The following is a 17,595-nucleotide window of genomic DNA, read 5'->3' on the forward strand; positions in this document are numbered from 1 at the left end:
CCGCGGGGCGCCCCGCGCCCCCCCCCCCCCCCGCGCGCGCGCGCCCCCCCCCCCCCCCCCGCGCCCCGGGCCCCCCCCCCCCCCCGCGCCCCGGCCCCCGGTTCGTCGGCCCCCGACGGGGACCGGACGGAGCTAGCCGGAGACCTTCTCGTCGAAGCGCTCCTGGTTGAGCCGCGCGCCCTCGGTGATGGCGACGGTGCGGGCCATGTCGGTGAGCTTCTTCTCCAGGGAGCGGAAGCGCAGGTAGGTGTTGAGCGCCAGGAAGGCCAGCGCCAGCACCATCATGTACAGCACCAGGTCGGTGCCGCGGCCGACGCCCAGCCGGTTCGCCACCCAGGTGACGTCGCCCGGACGCAGCACCGCGTAGATGTTCGCCAGCACGAACAGCACGAAGGCGATGCGCTTCCAGGCCCTGGTGTTGGTCCGGTCCCAGCGCCGGATGAAGATGAGCGCCGCCGTGCCGGAACCCAGCACCAGCACCAGTTGGATCCAGAAGTACTTCATCGCCGGCCACGCTCCCGGAGCGAGATGTCGAAGAGGATGTTGACGCCGTTGATCAGGGACTGGCCCTTGGCGCGCGAGTATTCGGTGTAGAGGATGTCCACGGGGACCTCCACGACGCGCAGCGAGGACTTCGCCAGCAGGCCGACGATCTCCGAGGCGTGGGCCATGCCGTTCATCGTGATGCGCAGCTGGGAGGCCGCCTCGCGGTTGATCACGCGCAGGCCGTTGTGCGAGTCGGTGAGCTTCAGCTTGCGGGCGGTCGGGCTGACGGCGGCCGCCGTGCGGAGCACCACGCGCTTGATCATCGGGACCTGCTCGGACTGCTCGATGAAGCGCGAGCCGAGGACGACGTCCGCGGTCCCGCCGCGCAGCACGGCGACCATCTTCTCGACGTCGGCCGTCTGGTGCTGGCCGTCGGCGTCGAAGGTGGCGAAGTACCGGGCGTCGGGCTGCTGCAGCGCGTAGGAGAGCCCGGTCTGCAGGGCGGCGCCCTGGCCGAGGTTGACCGGGTGGCGCACCAGGTGGGCGCCGGTGGTCAGGATGTGCTCGGCCGAGCCGTCGGTGCTCCCGTCGTCGACCACGACGATGTTCGGGAACGTCCTGCGGGCGTTCTCCACCACATCGGCGATCACCTGGCCTTCGTTGTAGGCGGGGATCACCAGCCAGACGTCGTCGTATTGGGACATGGTCGCTTCCTGGGCGCTGGGAGGGGCTTGCTGGAGGGTTCTCACGGGTCAGGCCCGGCGGCCGGCCACATGGCTCAGCATCGCCCCGACGCCCCGCAGGCCCGCCTTGCGGCCGGCCGCGGGGATCATGCTGAGCGCGTGCAGCCGGGACGAGACGAAGCGGCGGGAGATGGTGGCCGCCCGGTGCCAGCCGTGGGCGTCCAGCCGGTCCGCGGTCTCCCGGAAGAAGCGGCGGGCCTCCTCGAAGCGCTTGCCCGTGAAGGCGGTGACCGAGGACTCGCTGACCGCGTGCCGCCGGTAGCTGAAGCACACCTCGGGCACGACCGCCAGCGAGACGTCGGCGAGGAGCAGGTCGACGATGATCGCGAGGTCCTGGATGACGCCGAGGTCCGCCCGGAAACCGGTCGCCTGCATCTCCTTGGTGCGCCAGCACACGGACGGGAAGTACAGCCAGTCGCCGCGCATCAGGCTCATCGCGAGCGGCTCGCCGGACATCAGCAGCGGCCCCGGGTCCTTCGGCGCGTACAGCCGGCGCTTGACCGTGTCGGCGAGGCTGCCGACCGGGTTGCCGTCGGCGCCGATGACCAGCACGCCGGGCTGGACCATGCCGGCGTCCGGGAAGCGCTCCAGCGCGTCCCGGACCACCTTCAGGTAGTTGGGGTGCATCAGGTCGTCGCAGCCCATGAGTACGAGGTGGTCGTACTCGGCGAGCTGGACGCAGCGGTTGAAGTTGCCGCTGACGCCGAGGTTGGTCTCGTTGCGCAGGTACCGCACCCGCGGGTCCGCGAGGGACTCGAACCAGCCGGGGACGTCCGGCTCCTTGCCGTCGTCGACGACCGTGAGGCGCCAGTCGTCACCGTCCTGGGCCAGCACGCTGCGGACGGCGTCCTGCATCAGCCGGACGTCGCCGTAGTACGGCATCAGGATCTCGAAACGGGACATCGGGTACTAGACCTTGCCAATGAGCTCGGGCCGGCGGGCGGCGGCGCGGGTGGCGGGCTCGATGGCCTTCACGTTCGCGGGCATGCGGCGGATGAGGGCGAGCAGCAGCACCAGGCCGGCCCGGGCCAGGTAGATCGTCGCCTTGATCGGGGAGGCGGAGGGCGTGCCGGTGGTCCGCTCGCGCATCGCGACCGGGACCTGGCGGATGACGAAGCCGCAGCGGGCCGCGCCGACCATGCTCTCGATGGTGTCGCCCAGGTACTCGACCGGGTACCAGTGCGAGAAGAACTCGATCATGGGCTTGTTGCAGGCCTTGAAGCCCGAGGTGGTGTCGGTGAGCCGGGTCCTGGCGACCCGCGACAGCACCACCGAGAGCAGCTTCATCGCCCAGGAGCGCGGGCCGCGCACCTTGTACGAGCCCTCGCCGGCGAAGCGGGCGCCGATGACCAGGTCGGCCTCGTCGCGGAGCTTCTCCAGCAGTGCGGGCACGTAGGCCGGGTCGTGCTGGCCGTCGGCGTCGCACTGGATCGCCACGTCGTAGTCGTGCAGGTGCGCGTAGCGGTAGCCGAAGCGCATCGCGCCGCCGACACCGAGGTTGTACGGCAGCTGCGCGACCTTCGAGCCGTACGCGGCGGCGACCGCCGCGGTGCTGTCCGTCGAACCGTCGTCGACCACCAGGGTGTCCACGCCGGGGAGCTTCTGCTGGATCTCGCGGAGGATCTTCGGCAGGCCCTCGGCCTCGTTCCAGGCGGGGAGGATGATCAGAACCCGCTTGCCGTCGATCATGCCTTCACCTCGGGGTCGTTCACGTCGCTGCCGGAGCGGGCAATCGGGAAGTCGTGGTGCTCGGCGAGGTGGGCGCGCATCATCGCGACGTCCTCGGCCAGGGTGCGGGTCTCGGCCTCCAGCCGGCTCGTCTCCCAGCTGAGGTGCACGCAGACCAGCAGGACCAGCACGAAGCCGGCGAACAGGACGAGGCTGACCCCGGAGGCCACGCCGAGGCGGCGCGCGGTCGAGTCCAGCAGCCGGGGGAAGAAGCCCAGCGGGGCGATCACGACGCCGATGGCCAGCCAGAGGGCCGCGTACTTCTCCCGGAGCTGCTGACGACGCAGCAGCTCCAGGATCCACACGAGCACCAGCACGCCGGTGATCGAAGTCAGCACACTCAGCTGCACGATGGATCTCGCCTTTCACGCTTCGGTGAGGCATGGGGGTGAATGGAGCACATGCTAGGGATACCGGTACCGCGGGGCGTCTCCGGGGGGAGCCGTGACGACATCGTGATCAGCTCGCGGAGACCGAGTCGGCGGAGACGGCGACCGGTGACGAGTCCGCACCGGCGCCGCGCACGCTACCGTCGCCGCGCAGCGCCAGCAACATGATCACGAGCACCACCAGCGGACCGGCGGTGTAGGCGGCCTCCACCCGGACGGCGGGCGATCCCGGGAGGCAGGTCACCAGCAGCAGGGTCGCGGTGCCGAGCGCCCATCCGAGCAGCTGGCGACGGTGGTGGCCGCGGGCGATGACCGCCTGGCCGACGACCGTGGCGAGCAGGTAGGCGAGCGTGCCGACCGAGAGCCAGAGGAAGTCCACCGGACCGAGAGCATGCCGGTCCGCGTTGAACGCGATGTGAATCACCCATGGCCCCAGGACCACGGCGGGCACCCCGCCGAGGACACCGAGGGCCGCCACCATGCCGCAGGTCTTGGTCAGGAGCTTGCGGAAGCCCGCCCGGTCGCCGGTCGCCACGGCCGTCGACAGCCCCGACATCAGGGAGGCCTGCAGCGCGCCGAAGACGAACAGCGGGACCCGGCTGAGCACCATCGCGCCGGTGAACGCGCCGACCAGCACGGCCTGCGAGGGCGCCAGCACCTGGATGCTGAGCACCGCGGCGTTCGCGACGAACTGCGCCAGCAGGAACGAGACGGTCAGCATGCCCAGGCCGCTGCACAGCTCCCGCCAGCCGATGGTCGGCCCCGGAAGAGCGATCCGCAGCGTCCGCGGCAGGCTGACCAGCATGGCCAGCAGCGGGGAGACCGCCAGGATCAGGCTGTACGCGAGCGCGGAGTGCACGCCCGCCACCAGCAGACCGACCGAGAAGACGATCCGCAGGACGCCGTCCAGCCCGAGCTGCAGGCCGTACGCACCGAAGTGCCCGAGGCCGGCCAGCACGCCGCGGGTCAGGTAGCAGGCGGCCGGTCCGACGAACGCGGCGGCCAGCGCCACGACCAGGCTCCGGTCGCCGTGGAAGAACACGTCCGCGAGCTGCCGGGAGAACACCCCCAGCCCGACGAGCACCACCAGCAGCAGTCCGCCGGTCAGCACCGCCGCCTTGCGCAGCACCGGGGCCGCGCCCTCGCCGCGGGCGGTCCGGGCCGCGATCACCCGGGTCAGCTCCTGCTCGACCGGGAAGAACAGCCCGAGCGCGAAGGACATCGCCATCGTCCACAGGACGGAGACCTCGGCGAGCGACTCGCGGTCGAGCGCGTGCCCGGCCACCGCGAGGTGCGCGTACGAGGCCACCCCGAGGGTGACCGTCCCGACGCCGACCGCCAGCAGTCCCGGCGGCAGCGCGCGCGTCAGCCGGCCGAGCACGCCGCTCACCGCTCCGCCGCGGTGCGCAGCGCCCGGAAGGCCGGGCGCTCCAGGGCCTCGGCCAGCATGGCCCGCCACTCGGGCAGGGGCGCCAGCCCGGCGGCGGCCCAGCGGTCGTGGCCCAGCACGCTGAACGCGGGACGGACGGCCGGTCGGACGAACGCCTCCGAGGTGGTCGGGCGGATCCGCTCCGGGTCGAGCCCGCTCAGCGCGTAGGCCTCCCGGGCCAGCCCGCACCAGGTGGTCCGGCCGCTCGCGGTGCCGTGGTAGACCCCGGCCGGGGCCCGTCCGGCGAGCGCGGCCCGGCCGAGTTCGGCCAGGCGGCCGGCGAGCGCGTACGACCAGGTCGGCTGGCCGTGCTGGTCGTCGACCACGTCCAGAGTCTCCCGCTGGGCGGCCAGCTTGAGCATGGTGGCCACGAAGTTCGGGCCGTGCTCGCCGTACAGCCAGGCGGTCCGCACGACGTAGCCGTGCTCGGGGAGCAGTTCGGCGACGGCCCGCTCCCCCACCAGCTTGCTCCGGCCGTACGCGTTGACCGGCGCGGTCGGGGCGTCCTCCGGGCAGGGCTCGGTGGCGTCGCCCGGCAGGACGTAGTCGGTGGAGACGTGCAGCAGCCGGGCACCGGTCTTCGCGCACGCCGCGGCGAGGAGGCGCACACCGGTGCCGTTGACGGCGGTGGCGGCGTCCTCCTCGGTCTCCGCGGCGTCGACGTTCGTCCACGCGGCGCAGTTGACCACCACGTCGTGGCCCTCGACGGCGGCCAGCACGGCCGCGGCGTCGGTGATGTCGAGGTCCGCCCGGCGCAGCGCGGTGATCTCGGCGGTCGGGTCGGTGGCCAGCACCGACAGCAGGTCCTGCCCGAGCATCCCGGCCGCGCCGGTGACCAGCCAGCGCACCCGGCCGGCGGCGTTCGCGGTCACTTGGCCAGGGCCGCCTTCTGCTTCAGCGGCTCCCACCAGGCGCGGTTCTCGCGGTACCAGGCGATGGTCGCGGCGAGGCCGTCCGGGAAGGACACCTGCGGCTCGTAGCCGAGCTCCTCGCGGATCTTGCTGATGTCCAGGGAGTAGCGCAGGTCGTGGCCCTTGCGGTCCTCGACGTACTCGACCATGTCCCAGCCGGTGCCCGCGGCCTCCAGCAGCAGGCCGGTCAGCTCCTTGTTGGTGACCTCGGTGCCGCCGCCGATGTTGTAGACCTCGCCGGCGCGGCCGCCGCGCATGACCAGCTCGATACCCCGGCAGTGGTCCGCGACGTGCAGCCAGTCGCGGATGTTGCCACCGTTCCCGTACAGCGGCACCTTCTTGCCGTCGATCAGGTTGGTGGTGAACAGCGGGATGACCTTCTCCGGGAACTGGTAGTGCCCGTAGTTGTTGGAGCAGCGGGTCACCACGACGTCCATGCCGTGGGTGCGGTGGTACGCCAGCGCCAGCAGGTCGGAGCCGGCCTTGGAGGCCGAGTAGGGGGAGTTCGGGGCCAGCGGCCAGGTCTCGGTCCAGGAGCCTTCGCTGATGGAGCCGTAGACCTCGTCGGTGGAGACGTGGACGAAGCGGCCGACGCCGTGCTTGCGGGCGGAGTCGAGCAGGACCTGGGTGCCCAGGACGTTGGTCACGACGAACGGGCCCGCGCCGGCGATCGACCGGTCCACGTGCGACTCGGCGGCGAAGTGCACCACCACGTCGTGGCCCGGCATGACCTGGTCGACGGCGTCCGCGTCGCAGATGTCGCCCTGGACGAAGGCGTAGCCCTGGTGGTCTGCCACCGGGGCCAGGTTCTCCAGGACGCCCGAGTAGGTGAGCTTGTCGAAGACGGTTATCCGGGCGCTCTCATCCGCTCCGAGGAGCTGACGGACGAACTCCGAACCGATGAATCCGGCGCCGCCGGTCACGAGGATGCGCATAATGCGCGTAGTCTACCGTCGCCGATCGGCCCGCTCGAACGGCCCGGGACGGGGTGCCCGCAGCTCTCACTTAAGCTGCTCGCATGCGTGGAATCCTCCTGGCCGGCGGGACCGGCTCGCGCTTGTGGCCACTCACCCGGGCGGTCTCGAAGCAGCTGCTCCCCGTCTTCGACAAGCCGATGATCTACTACCCGCTATCCACCCTGGTGATGGCGGGCATCAGCGAGATCCTGATCATCACCACCCCCGCCGACCGCGAGCAGTTCGAGCGCCTGCTGGGCGACGGCTCGCAGCTCGGCCTCAAGCTGGAGTACGCCGTCCAGGAGAAGCCCGAGGGCATCGCCCAGGCCTTCGTGCTCGGCGCCGACTTCATCGGTGACGAGTCCGTCGCCCTCATCCTCGGCGACAACATCTTCCACGGCAGCGGCCTCGGCACGCGCCTGGCCGAGCACACCGACTCGGCCGGCGGCCGGGTCTTCGCCTACCCGGTGGCCGACCCGACCGCGTACGGCGTGGTCGAGTTCGACGAGAACGGCCAGGCGATCTCCATCGAGGAGAAGCCCGAGAAGCCCAAGTCGCGCTACGCCGTCCCCGGCCTCTACTTCTACGACAACCAGGTCGTGGAGATAGCCCGCGGCCTGAAGCCCAGCGCGCGCGGCGAGCTGGAGATCACCGCCGTCAACGACGCCTACCTGCGCAAGGGCGAGCTGAACGTCACGATCCTGGACCGCGGCACCGCCTGGCTGGACACCGGCACCTTCGTCTCGATGGTGCAGGCCTCGGAGTTCGTCCGGGTCATCGAGGAGCGCCAGGGCTTCAAGATCGGCTGCATCGAGGAGGCCGTCTGGCGGGCCGGCCTGATCGGGTCCGAGCAGCTGCGCGAACTCGCCGAACCGCTGCTGAAGAGCGGCTACGGACAGTACCTGCTGGCCCTGCTGGACGAGGAGGACGCCCGGTGAAGTTCCGCGAACTGAGCATCGAGGGTCTGGTCGAGATCACCCCGCAGCTGCACGGCGACCCGCGCGGGATGTTCACCGAGTGGTACCGCTTCGACCGGCTGGCCGAGGTCGTCGGCCACCCGCTGCGGCTGGCCCAGGCCAACCTGTCGGTGTCCTCCCGCGGCGTGGTCCGCGGCATCCACTTCGCCGACGTCCCGCCCGGCCAGGCCAAGTACGTGACCTGCGTGCGCGGCGCCGTGCTCGACGTCATCGTCGACCTGCGGGTCGGCTCGCCGACCTTCGGCCGTTGGGAGGGCGTCCGGCTGGACGACGAGGAGCGCCGCGCGGTCTACATCCCGGAGGGCCTCGGCCACGGCTTCTGCGCGCTGAGCGACGACGCCACGCTCTCGTACCTCTGCTCCGAGACGTACAACCCGACCGGCGAGCACTCCGTCCACCCGCTCGACCCCGACCTGGGCATCGAGTGGCCGGCCGAGCAGCCGCTGCTGTCGGCCCGGGACGAGGCCGCGCCGTCGCTGGCGGAGGCGATCTCCTCCGGCCTGCTGCCGAACTACGAGGCGTGCAAGGCGTTCACCGAGGGCCTGCGCACCCCATAGGACCGAGCCCGGTGGGACCGAGGTCCCGCCACCGGAACGCACGAAGGCCCGGCCGGAGGAATCCGGCCGGGCCTTCGTCGTGCGGTCAGTTGTCCCGGAACACCCAGTACTTGTAACCGAAGTAGTTGACCACCGAGAGGAGCACCAGCGCGACCGCGCGGGCCAGCAGGTAGAAGAGGCCCAGCTTCACCAGGCCGCCGACCAGCAGCACGGTGCCGACCCAGTTGCCGCCCGCCATCACCAGGTAGCGGACGGTCTGCTTGCCGACCGGCGAGGAGCTGTCGAAGGCCCAGATCCGGTTCAGCACGAAGTTCGTCGTGAAGCCCGCCAGCACCGCGACGAGGGTCGACGGGGCGAGCGGCAGGTCGAGCACCCCGTGCAGGACGTACAGCAGGCCCATGTCCACGGTCGTGCTGGTGACGCCGGCGGCCAGGAACCGCACCGCGCTATGGCCCAGGAGTCCGGCGATCCGGCCCTTCACGGTGGATCCGGACACTTCCGAGGGCGATTCCAGTTGAGTCACGGGGGAATCGTAAGTGCAACGCCCGGCGGCCACACAGCCGCCCGGGCAGGGCCGATTCGGCCACCCGTTATCTTGGTCGCGTGTCCTCATACTCCCCCGCCGTGACCTCTCCTCCCTCGCCCGCCGCGAGCGGATCCGGCCACGATTCCCGTGGTCCGGGCCACCTGCTGTTCCGGCGGACCTGGTGGACCGCGTTCATCGGGTTCTTCCTCGTCTGCGCCGGCTGGGCCCTCGCCTCGCCGTACGACGCGAGCCCGGACGAGCGGGAGCACATCATCCGCGCGGTCGGGGTGGCCCGGGGCGAGTTCGCACCCAAGCCGGAGGCGGCCGGCGGCGGCATCGGCGCCTTCCAGAACGTGCCGGCCTCGATCGTCCGGGACAACTGCTGGTGGTTCGACCCCACCAAGTCGGCGGCCTGCGCCAAGGCGCCCGGTGGTGAGGACCAGCACGTCGAGCGGGTGGGCACCAGGGCCGGCCGCTACAACCCGGTCTACTACGCGCTCGTCGGCTGGCCGATGGCCCTGTGGCCGAACTGGCTGGGCCTCACGCTGGCCCGGCTGGTCAGCGCGGGCCTGGTCGCGGCGCTGCTCGCCTCCGCCGCGCACAGCCTGGTCGCCTGGACCAGGCACCGGATCGCGGCGGCCGGTCTGCTGGTCGCGGTCACCCCGATCACCGCGCACCTGGCGGGCTCGATCAACCCCAACGGCATCGAGATCGCGGCCGGGGTGGCCCTGGTCGCCGCCCTGATCCCGACCCTGCTGGACCCGGAGCAGCCGCTGCGCCGCGCGGCCATGGTGCAGATCGGCATCGCCGGGTCGGTGCTCATGACGGTCCGCGCGCTCGGGCCGCTCTGGTGCGCGGCGATCTTCGGGATCATGCTGGTCCCGGCCAAGCGCGAGCGGCTGAAGCAGCTGCTGCGCTTCCGGCCGGCCTGGTGGACGGTCGGCGCCCTGGGTGCGGCCGGCGCCGCGGGGGCGCTGTGGACCGTGGTCATGAAGGCCTCCGAGCTGATGCCCGTCCAGGTGCCGCCCGGCATAACGGTGCCCAAGGCGCTGCGGCACGAGGTGATCGTGCGCTGGCCGGACTACTTCACCGAGGTGATCGGTGTGCCGTCCTGGCTCGACACGCACCTGCCCGCCACCGCCTACTACCTCTGGTACCTGGCGATCGGCTGCCTGGTGCTGCCGGCGCTCGCCTTCGGCGCGTGGAGCGACCGCTGGCGGGTGCTCGCCTTCTTCCTCGCCCCGTTCGCGGTGATCACGCTCTCGGACGCGATCTCGGCGCACAAGGTCGGCTTCGTCGGCCAGGGCCGGTACCTGCTGCCGGTCGCCGTCGGGGTGCCGCTGGTCGCGGCCTTCGTCCTCGGCCGCCGCGGCGTGCTCGAAGGGGCCCGGTCGGCCTCGCTGGTCCGCACGATCGCGCTGCTGGTGCTGCCGCTGCAGCTGGCGTTCCTGGGGTACACCATGATCCGCTGGCAGGCCGGCGTCGGCACCTCGGTGGACTACACCCCGCTGAACCCGCTGGCCGGCGCCTGGCACCCGCCGGCGGGCTCGGCGACCGCGCTGCTGACCGCGGCGGCCGGCTGCGTGGTGCTCGGGATCTGGGCGTGGACCAGCACCGGCAGCCGTGCCGGGGCCGAACCGGCGGAGCGGGCCACCGGGGTCAGCGCTTCCTGAAGACCCACAGTTTGAGGAGGACGAACCGGGCCACGGTGGCGAGACCGTTCGCCGCCACGAGCCCGGTCACCTCCACCGCACGGGACGCGTGCGGCACCGCCGCGCCGAGCAGCGCCAGGGCACCGCTGCTGAGGCCGAGCCCGATCAGGAACGCCACCAGGCCCTGCAGCTGGTGGCGCACCGCGCCGTCCGAGCCGGTGATGCCGAAGGTGAAGCGGCGGTTGGCCGCGGTGTTGGCCACCGCGCTGACGGCCAGCGCGACCAGGTTGGCCACCTGCGAGGAGGCGACCAGGCGCAGGGCGACGAACAGCGCCAGGTAGAAGAGGGTGCTCAGCACCCCGATGACCAGGAAGGACGGCAGCTGCCGCCGGACCGTTCGCGGGCCGGCGGCTTCTTCGTCCCGGCCGTCGTGCCCGTGCTGCCCGTGGTGCGCGCCGTGATCGTCGTGCTCGTCCCGGTCCGCGGAGAGGATCTCGTTCACTCGCCCGTACCGTACCGGTCCGGCTCCTCGGCCGAGTCGTAGCCGACGAAGTAGGCGGGCCGGGCCTGGACCGCCGAGTAGATCCGGCCGACGTACTCGCCGAGCAGTCCCACGCAGACCAGCTGGACGGCGCCGATGAACAGCATCCCTATGAACAGCGAGGACCAGCCCGGCACGGTGGAGCCGAGCGCGTACGCGATCGTGGTGTAGAGCGCCAGCGCGATGCAGACCAGGAAGCTGAACAGCCCGAGCCAGGTCGCCAGCCGCAGCGGGGCCGCGGAGAAGTTGGTGACGCTGTCCAGCGCCAGCCGGACCATCTTGGACAGCGGGTAGTGGGTGCTGCCCGCGACCCGCTCCTCGCGCACGTAGACCACTTCGCCGCTGGGGAAGCCCAGCCACGGCACCAGCAGCCGGTAGACCGGCTGGTGCTCGGGCATCGCCTTCAGCGCGTTCACGGCGGCCCGGCTGAGCAGCCGGAAGTCGCCGGCCTGGTTGGGCATCCGCTTGCCGACCAGCTTGCGCATCAGCCAGTAGTAGGCGCCGGCGGTGTGCCGCTTGAAGAAGGTGTCGGTGCCGCGGTCCCCGCGGACGCCGTAGACGATGTCGAGGCCCTGCTCGCGGGCGAGCTCCAGCATCTCGGGGATCTTCTCCGGCGGGTCCTGCAGGTCCGCGTCGATGGAGACGACGTAGTCGCCGAAGGCACGGTGGATGCCGGCGGTGAGGGCGGCCTGGTGGCCGGAGTTGCGGGCGAAGCGGACGATGCGGAACTCCGGCCAGTCCTGGCGGATCTTCTGCATCAGCACCGGGGTCGCGTCGGTGCTCCCGTCGTCGACGCCGACCACCTCGTAGGTGACGCCGAGCCCGTCGAGGATCGGCCGCAGCCGTTCCACGGTCAGCGGGAGCGCCTCCTGCTCGTTGTAGATCGGCATCACGACCGACAACAGCGGTGCCGTTGACATGCGTTGGTCCCACTTTCCGCGACGGCGGGGCTGGTTGGTGGCCCGACCATAACAGTCTGCGATGAGCGGCCCCTGAAAGGAGGCGCGCTCCGGTGAGTGCCCCGTGAGACGCCGAAGGGCCCCGCGCACCGTGCGGTGCGCGGGGCCCTTCGGACTCAGCCTGTACGGGGCAGGCAGGTCAGATCGTCAATTACTTGATGATCTTGGTGACCTGGCCGGCGCCGACGGTGCGGCCACCCTCACGGATGGCGAACTTCAGGCCCTCCTCCATGGCGATCGGCTGGATCAGCGCGACCGTCATGGCGGTGTTGTCGCCCGGCATGACCATCTCGGTGCCCTCGGGGAGGGTCACGACGCCGGTCACGTCCGTGGTACGGAAGTAGAACTGCGGGCGGTAGTTGTTGAAGAACGGGGTGTGGCGGCCACCCTCGTCCTTCGACAGGATGTAGGACTGGGCCTCGAAGTCGGTGTGCGGCGTGACCGAACCCGGCTTGATGATGACCTGGCCGCGCTCGACGTCCTCGCGCTTGATGCCACGGAGGAGCAGACCGACGTTCTCACCGGCCTGGCCCTCGTCGAGCAGCTTGCGGAACATCTCGATGCCGGTGACCGTGGTGGTGGTCTTGGTCTCCTTGATGCCGATGATGTCGACAGTCTCGTTGACCTTGAGGATGCCACGCTCGATACGACCGGTGACGACGGTGCCACGACCGGTGATCGTGAAGACGTCCTCGATCGGCATCAGGAACGGCTGGTCCACGGCGCGGGCCGGGGTCGGGATGCTCTCGTCGACCGCGTGCATGAGGCCGAGGAGCTTCTCGCCCCACTCCTTGTCGCCCTCCAGCGCCTTCAGCGCGGAGACGCGGACGACCGGCAGGTCGTCGCCCGGGAACTCGTACTCGGAGAGGAGCTCACGGACCTCGAGCTCGACGAGCTCCAGGATCTCCTCGTCGTCCACCATGTCGGCCTTGTTCAGGGCGACGACGATGTAGGGGACGCCGACCTGGCGGGCCAGGAGGACGTGCTCCTTGGTCTGCGGCATCGGGCCGTCGGTGGCGGCGACGACGAGGATCGCACCGTCCATCTGGGCCGCACCGGTGATCATGTTCTTGATGTAGTCCGCGTGACCCGGGCAGTCGACGTGGGCGTAGTGACGCGCCTCGGTCTGGTACTCGACGTGCGCGATCGAGATGGTGATACCGCGCTGCCGCTCCTCCGGCGCCTTGTCGATCTGGTCGAACGGCGTGAAGGGGTTGATCTCCGGGTACGCGTCGTGCAGCACCTTGGTGATGGCCGCGGTAAGGGTCGTCTTACCGTGGTCGATGTGACCGATGGTGCCGATGTTGACGTGGGGCTTCGTCCGCTCGAACTTCGCCTTCGCCACTGCAGTCCTCCTGAGGACAGATCCTGTACGCCGTGCTGACGTCAGTTGGTCTTGTATCGGGCTTGGTCCGTGATGCCGGAAGCACCTCGTACCGTCCCGCGGGTGGGGGCCGGAGGCCCCGGGAGGATCCGTCCGGATCCTCCCGGGTCGCCTCCTCATAGCCTAAGGGGTCGAAATCATCCCGAATGTCGGACTGATTCCGAGGCCGACAGAGCCGGACCTACTCGCCCTTGGACTTGGCGATGATCTCCTCAGCCACGGCCTTGGGGACCTCGGCGTACGAGTCGAACTGCATCGAGTAGCTGGCGCGACCAGAGGTCTTGCTGCGCAGGTCACCGACGTAGCCGAACATCTCGGAGAGGGGCACCAGCGCCGTGACGACGCGGGCACCGTGACGCTCGTCCATGGACCGGATCTGGCCACGGCGAGAGTTGATGTCGCCGATCACGTCGCCCATGTAGTCCTCGGGCGTGGTGACCTCGACGGCCATCATCGGCTCGAGAAGGACCGGCTTGGCCTTCTTCGCGCCTTCCTTGAAGGCCATCGAACCGGCGATCTTGAACGCGAGCTCGGAGGAGTCGACGTCGTGCGCCTGGCCGTCCAGCAGGCTCACGCGGACACCCTGCAGCGGGTAGCCGGCGAGGATGCCGAACTCCATGGCCTCCTGGCAACCGGCGTCGACCGACGGGATGTACTCCCGCGGAACGCGGCCACCGGTGACCTTGTTGACGAACTCGTAGCCCTCGGCCTGCTCGAGCGGCTCGATCGCGATCTGCACCTTGGCGAACTGACCGGAACCACCGGTCTGCTTCTTGTGGGTGTAGTCGATGCGCTCGACGGCCTGACGGATCGTCTCGCGGTACGCGACCTGCGGCTTGCCGACGTTGGCCTCGACCTTGAACTCACGCTTCATACGGTCGACCAGCACCTCGAGGTGCAGCTCGCCCATACCCGCGATGATGGTCTGGCCGGTCTCGTCGTCCGTGTTGACCTGGAAGGACGGGTCCTCCTCGGCGAGACGCTGGATGGCGACACCCAGCTTCTCCTGGTCACCCTTGGACTTGGGCTCGATCGCGACGCGGATGACCGGGGCCGGGAAGTCCATGGACTCCAGGATGACCGGCTGCTTCTCGTCGGAGAGCGTCTCACCGGTGGTGGTCTGCTTCAGGCCCATGACGGCGACGATGTCGCCGGCGCCCACCGACTCGATCTCCTCACGCTTGTTCGCGTGCATGCGGTAGATCTTGCCGATGCGCTCCTTCTTGCCCTTGACGGCGTTCAGCACCGAGGTGCCGGACTCCAGGCGACCGGAGTAGATCCGGACGAAGGTGAGCTTGCCCAGGTGCGGGTCGGACATGATCTTGAACGCCAGCGCGGACAGCGGCTCGTCGTCCGACGCCTTGCGGGAGATCTTGACCTCGGCGTCGTTGGGCTTGGTGCCCTCGACCGAGCCGATGTCCAGCGGCGACGGCAGGTACTTGACGACCGCGTCGAGCAGGGGCTGAACGCCCTTGTTCTTGAAGGCGGTACCGCAGAAGATCGGGGTGAAGTCCGAGTTCAGGGTGCCCTTGCGGATGACGTCCTGCAGCAGCTCGACCGGGATCTCGGCCTCTTCGAGGGCGAGCTCCATGATCTCGTCGCTGATGTTCGAGACGGTGTCGATCAGCTGGGTGCGGTACTCGTCCGCCTGCTCCTGCAGCTCGGCCGGGATGTCGACGATGTCGTACATCTCGCCCTTGGCGGCCTCGGCCGACCAGACCAGCGCCTTCATGCGGACCAGGTCGACGACGCCCTGGAAGTCCGCCTCGGCACCGATCGGGAGCTGCATGACCAGCGGGGTGGCGCCGAGGCGGTCCACGATGGTCTGCACGCAGAAGAAGAAGTTCGCGCCCGTGCGGTCCAGCTTGTTGATGAAGCAGATGCGCGGGACGCCGTAGCGGTCAGCCTGCCGCCACACGGTCTCGGACTGGGGCTCGACACCGGCGACACCGTCGAACACCGTCACCGCACCGTCGAGGACGCGCAGCGAACGCTCCACCTCGACGGTGAAGTCGACGTGACCCGGGGTGTCGATGATGTTGATGGTGTTGTCGACGTCGTCGACCGTCCAGTGACAGGTCGTCGCGGCCGACGTGATCGTGATGCCGCGCTCCTGCTCCTGCTCCATCCAGTCCATGGTGGCAGCGCCATCGTGGACCTCACCGATCTTGTACGAGACACCGGTGTAGAACAGGATCCGCTCGGTGGTGGTGGTCTTGCCCGCGTCGATGTGCGCCATGATCCCGATGTTGCGGACCCTGGCGAGGTCAAGGGAGGTTGCAGCCATGGTGGCTCGTTCTCTCTCTGTCTAGTGACGGGGTAGGGACTACCAGCGGTAGTGCGCGAAGGCCTTGTTGGACTCGGCCATCTTGTGGGTGTCCTCGCGACGCTTCACGGAAGCGCCCAGGCCGTTGCTGGCGTCGAGGATCTCGTTCATCAGGCGCTCGGTCATGGTCTTCTCGCGACGGGCGCGGGAGTAACCGACCATCCAGCGCAGCGCCAGGGTGCTGGCGCGGCCCGGACGGACCTCGACCGGAACCTGGTAGGTCGCGCCACCGACACGGCGGGACTTGACCTCGAGGGCCGGCTTGACGTTCTCCAGCGCACGCTTCAGCGCGACGACCGGGTCCGCGCCGGTCTTCTCACGAACGCCCTCGAGGGCGCCGTAGACGATCCGCTCGGCGGTGGAGCGCTTGCCGTGCAGCAGGATCTTGTTGACCAGCTGGGTGACGACCGGGGAGCCGTAAACCGGGTCGATGATGACCGGGCGCTTCGGGGCGGGGCCCTTACGAGGCATTCTTACTTCTCCTTCTTGGCGCCGTAGCGGCTGCGGGCCTGCTTGCGGTTCTTGACACCCTGGGTGTCGAGCGAACCGCGGATGATCTTGTAGCGGACACCAGGAAGGTCCTTCACACGACCACCGCGCACCAGCACGATGGAGTGCTCCTGCAGGTTGTGGCCCTCGCCCGGGATGTAAGCGGTGACCTCGATCCCGCTGGTGAGGCGCACACGGGCGACCTTACGAAGCGCCGAGTTCGGCTTCTTCGGGGTGGTCGTGTACACACGCGTGCAGACCCCACGGCGCTGCGGGGAGCCCTTCAGCGCGGGAGTCTTGTTCTTCTCGACCTTGTCCTGCCGGCCCTTTCGGACCAGCTGCTGGATCGTAGGCACCGTTTCTCCGTTTTCTGTGTGCCAAGGCTTGGTGGAACTAACCTGCGGTGTCTCCCTCGCACACGGCCCCGTGGTCGACCCACGCGGTCGGGTGTGTTGGGCTTTTTCCGGCACGGAATCCCATGGCTGATGTACAGCGACGGCGCTCTACGCGCGGGGCGCTGGAAAGCGCTCCGGCTCGGCGCGGCGACCGGTGTGCATGCACGCACAAGGACCCGGGGACACCCCAGGCACAAGGTCAGAGCGTACCTAGCGCATGGGGCGCGGTCAAAACAAATGCAACGCCGCAGGTCGCCGCCTTCGGCCGGGCGTCACGCGGGTGTCCCGCACGTGACCGCCCGGTGTCGGGCCGTCTCCACCCGCTCTACCACAGTCGCCGACCGGTCGCCACCGGAGCACCGGGCCGGGCCGACCGGCTCAGGCGATGCCCGCCAGGATCAGCAGGGTCCAGAACGCCGAGCCCATGTACCCGATGACCAGCCCGACGACCGCCGCCCAGTCGCCGTCCATGTTGCGCTGCCGGATCTGCGAGCGGGCGATGTGGCCGGTGACCACCGCCGGAAGGGACAGGCCGATCAGGCTGGAGAGCAGGGAGACCACCGCCAGCACGCTGGTGGGGCGGGCCGGCGGGGGCGCGGCGGGCAGGAAGGTGGCCGGAACCGGCGGGCCGGCCGGGGCGGGCGTCACCATCGGGCCGACGGGCAGGTCCGCCACCAGCGCGGCCAGCTGGCCGTAGGTCTGCGCGCCGGCCGCGGCCTCGTGCCGCTGCTCGTACTCCTGGACGGACAGCCGGCCCTCGGCGAACGCGGCCTTCAGCACGTCGACCGTGCGGTCGCGGTCCGCGTGGCCCGCCCGCATCGCGTCCTGCGGGGACGGGGCCGGGACCGCGGCCGGCTGCCAGCCGACGAGCGGCCGACGATCCGGGCCGTGGCCGTGGCCGTGGCCGTGCCGACCGGGCTCCCGGCCGTGGCCGTACTCGTGGCCGGGACCGGGTTCGCCCCACGGTTGAACGGACATCCGCCACCTCCCGGTACCGCGGCACCCCCGCGCACCCTCACTCGTCCTCATAGTGCAGGACGAACAGGCGAACTGAGTAGTTGCCAATTCGGCCCAGTAGCTGTCGGAACGGGAAATCCGAGCGGCGCGCCTCACCCGTTCGGCGGACAGGCTCAGGGGATCCTCAACT

19 protein-coding genes are annotated in these 17,595 nt (G+C 70.1%); 3 read left to right on the top strand and 16 right to left on the bottom strand.

What is annotated here, in order from left to right; all coding sequences use genetic code 11:
• Nucleotides 1-132: 132 nt before the first annotated feature.
• The 8 genes from ACFV0O_RS15285 to rfbB form a co-directional block, all read right to left on the bottom strand.
• Nucleotides 133-504 carry a DUF2304 domain-containing protein gene (locus ACFV0O_RS15285; RefSeq protein WP_360254653.1) on the bottom strand — a complete coding sequence of 124 codons (372 nt, stop codon included), beginning with the start codon at nucleotides 502-504 and terminating at the stop codon, nucleotides 133-135.
• Nucleotides 501-1,190: a glycosyltransferase family 2 protein gene (locus tag ACFV0O_RS15290; protein WP_380341326.1), complete on the bottom strand. Its 690-nt coding sequence runs from the start codon at nucleotides 1,188-1,190 to the stop codon at nucleotides 501-503. Before ACFV0O_RS15290 ends, ACFV0O_RS15285 begins: the two co-directional genes overlap by 4 nt.
• Before the next feature lie 48 nt (nucleotides 1,191-1,238).
• Nucleotides 1,239-2,132 carry a glycosyltransferase family 2 protein gene (locus tag ACFV0O_RS15295; protein WP_360254649.1) on the bottom strand — a complete coding sequence of 298 codons (894 nt, stop codon included), beginning with the start codon at nucleotides 2,130-2,132 and terminating at the stop codon, nucleotides 1,239-1,241.
• 6 nt (nucleotides 2,133-2,138) lie between these two features.
• Nucleotides 2,139-2,918, bottom strand: a complete 780-nt coding sequence (locus ACFV0O_RS15300; protein WP_360254647.1) for a glycosyltransferase family 2 protein — start codon at nucleotides 2,916-2,918, stop codon at nucleotides 2,139-2,141.
• Complete coding sequence (locus ACFV0O_RS15305; protein ID WP_350519905.1) at nucleotides 2,915-3,295, bottom strand: DUF2304 domain-containing protein; 381 nt, start codon at nucleotides 3,293-3,295, stop codon at nucleotides 2,915-2,917. The genes ACFV0O_RS15300 and ACFV0O_RS15305 overlap by 4 nt, the downstream gene beginning before the upstream one ends.
• A 121-nt stretch (nucleotides 3,296-3,416) precedes the next feature.
• Nucleotides 3,417-4,736, bottom strand: a complete 1,320-nt coding sequence (locus ACFV0O_RS15310) for a hypothetical protein (RefSeq protein ID WP_360254643.1) — start codon at nucleotides 4,734-4,736, stop codon at nucleotides 3,417-3,419.
• Nucleotides 4,733-5,647 carry a dTDP-4-dehydrorhamnose reductase gene (rfbD, locus tag ACFV0O_RS15315; protein WP_380341331.1) on the bottom strand — a complete coding sequence of 305 codons (915 nt, stop codon included), beginning with the start codon at nucleotides 5,645-5,647 and terminating at the stop codon, nucleotides 4,733-4,735. Before rfbD ends, ACFV0O_RS15310 begins: the two co-directional genes overlap by 4 nt.
• Nucleotides 5,644-6,621: a dTDP-glucose 4,6-dehydratase gene (gene rfbB / locus ACFV0O_RS15320; RefSeq protein WP_360254639.1), complete on the bottom strand. Its 978-nt coding sequence runs from the start codon at nucleotides 6,619-6,621 to the stop codon at nucleotides 5,644-5,646. The genes rfbD and rfbB overlap by 4 nt, the downstream gene beginning before the upstream one ends.
• A gap of 83 nt (nucleotides 6,622-6,704) precedes the next feature.
• Between rfbB and rfbA the strand changes: the two genes are divergently transcribed.
• Both rfbA and rfbC read left to right on the top strand, forming a co-directional pair.
• Nucleotides 6,705-7,580, top strand: a complete 876-nt coding sequence (rfbA, locus tag ACFV0O_RS15325; protein ID WP_360254637.1) for a glucose-1-phosphate thymidylyltransferase RfbA — start codon at nucleotides 6,705-6,707, stop codon at nucleotides 7,578-7,580.
• A complete protein-coding gene (gene rfbC / locus ACFV0O_RS15330) occupies nucleotides 7,577-8,176 on the top strand; it encodes a dTDP-4-dehydrorhamnose 3,5-epimerase (protein ID WP_360254635.1) in 600 nt (199 codons plus the stop codon). The genes rfbA and rfbC overlap by 4 nt, the downstream gene beginning before the upstream one ends.
• Before the next feature lie 85 nt (nucleotides 8,177-8,261).
• Here rfbC and ACFV0O_RS15335 read toward each other — a convergent pair whose 3' ends face one another.
• Nucleotides 8,262-8,699: a GtrA family protein gene (locus ACFV0O_RS15335; RefSeq protein ID WP_360254633.1), complete on the bottom strand. Its 438-nt coding sequence runs from the start codon at nucleotides 8,697-8,699 to the stop codon at nucleotides 8,262-8,264.
• Between the two features lie 101 nt (nucleotides 8,700-8,800).
• Here ACFV0O_RS15335 and ACFV0O_RS15340 point away from each other — a divergent pair, with 101 nt between their 5' ends.
• A complete protein-coding gene (locus tag ACFV0O_RS15340) occupies nucleotides 8,801-10,375 on the top strand; it encodes a DUF2142 domain-containing protein (RefSeq protein ID WP_380341335.1) in 1,575 nt (524 codons plus the stop codon).
• Here ACFV0O_RS15340 and ACFV0O_RS15345 read toward each other — a convergent pair.
• From ACFV0O_RS15345 to ACFV0O_RS15375, 7 genes are all read right to left on the bottom strand, one after another.
• Nucleotides 10,362-10,856 (bottom strand): GtrA family protein, encoded by a 495-nt coding sequence (locus ACFV0O_RS15345; RefSeq protein WP_360254629.1) that lies wholly within the window; start codon nucleotides 10,854-10,856, stop codon nucleotides 10,362-10,364. The two genes, ACFV0O_RS15340 and ACFV0O_RS15345, sit on opposite strands and share 14 nt — an antisense overlap.
• A complete protein-coding gene (locus ACFV0O_RS15350) occupies nucleotides 10,853-11,815 on the bottom strand; it encodes a glycosyltransferase family 2 protein (RefSeq protein ID WP_380341337.1) in 963 nt (320 codons plus the stop codon). The genes ACFV0O_RS15345 and ACFV0O_RS15350 overlap by 4 nt, the downstream gene beginning before the upstream one ends.
• A gap of 190 nt (nucleotides 11,816-12,005) precedes the next feature.
• Nucleotides 12,006-13,199 (bottom strand): elongation factor Tu, encoded by a 1,194-nt coding sequence (tuf, locus tag ACFV0O_RS15355; protein WP_031063092.1) that lies wholly within the window; start codon nucleotides 13,197-13,199, stop codon nucleotides 12,006-12,008.
• A gap of 220 nt (nucleotides 13,200-13,419) precedes the next feature.
• The gene (gene fusA, locus ACFV0O_RS15360; RefSeq protein WP_360254625.1) at nucleotides 13,420-15,525 is read right to left on the bottom strand and encodes an elongation factor G; all 2,106 of its coding nucleotides are present in this window, start codon (nucleotides 15,523-15,525) and stop codon (nucleotides 13,420-13,422) included.
• Between the two features lie 39 nt (nucleotides 15,526-15,564).
• A complete protein-coding gene (gene rpsG / locus ACFV0O_RS15365) occupies nucleotides 15,565-16,035 on the bottom strand; it encodes a 30S ribosomal protein S7 (protein ID WP_188306747.1) in 471 nt (156 codons plus the stop codon).
• A 2-nt stretch (nucleotides 16,036-16,037) separates the two neighbouring features.
• The gene (rpsL, locus tag ACFV0O_RS15370) at nucleotides 16,038-16,409 is read right to left on the bottom strand and encodes a 30S ribosomal protein S12 (RefSeq protein ID WP_014144289.1); all 372 of its coding nucleotides are present in this window, start codon (nucleotides 16,407-16,409) and stop codon (nucleotides 16,038-16,040) included.
• Between the two features lie 417 nt (nucleotides 16,410-16,826).
• Complete coding sequence (locus ACFV0O_RS15375; RefSeq protein WP_380341340.1) at nucleotides 16,827-17,426, bottom strand: DUF1707 and DUF4190 domain-containing protein; 600 nt, start codon at nucleotides 17,424-17,426, stop codon at nucleotides 16,827-16,829.
• Nucleotides 17,427-17,595 lie beyond the last annotated feature (169 nt).

This window comes from Kitasatospora sp. NPDC059577 (genome assembly GCF_042735475.1).
GTDB lineage: Bacteria > Actinomycetota > Actinomycetes > Streptomycetales > Streptomycetaceae > Kitasatospora.

Coding starts and splice junctions, on each gene's coding strand:
- ACFV0O_RS15285 (WP_360254653.1), bottom strand. CDS start 504: ATGAAGTACTTCTGGATCCAACTGGTGCTGGTGCTGGGTTCCGGCACG.
- ACFV0O_RS15290 (WP_380341326.1), bottom strand. CDS start 1,190: ATGTCCCAATACGACGACGTCTGGCTGGTGATCCCCGCCTACAACGAA.
- ACFV0O_RS15295 (WP_360254649.1), bottom strand. CDS start 2,132: ATGTCCCGTTTCGAGATCCTGATGCCGTACTACGGCGACGTCCGGCTG.
- ACFV0O_RS15300 (WP_360254647.1), bottom strand. CDS start 2,918: ATGATCGACGGCAAGCGGGTTCTGATCATCCTCCCCGCCTGGAACGAG.
- rfbB (WP_360254639.1), bottom strand. CDS start 6,621: ATGCGCATCCTCGTGACCGGCGGCGCCGGATTCATCGGTTCGGAGTTC.
- rfbA (WP_360254637.1), top strand. CDS start 6,705: ATGCGTGGAATCCTCCTGGCCGGCGGGACCGGCTCGCGCTTGTGGCCA.
- ACFV0O_RS15350 (WP_380341337.1), bottom strand. CDS start 11,815: ATGTCAACGGCACCGCTGTTGTCGGTCGTGATGCCGATCTACAACGAG.
- fusA (WP_360254625.1), bottom strand. CDS start 15,525: ATGGCTGCAACCTCCCTTGACCTCGCCAGGGTCCGCAACATCGGGATC.
- rpsG (WP_188306747.1), bottom strand. CDS start 16,035: ATGCCTCGTAAGGGCCCCGCCCCGAAGCGCCCGGTCATCATCGACCCG.
- ACFV0O_RS15375 (WP_380341340.1), bottom strand. CDS start 17,426: ATGTCCGTTCAACCGTGGGGCGAACCCGGTCCCGGCCACGAGTACGGC.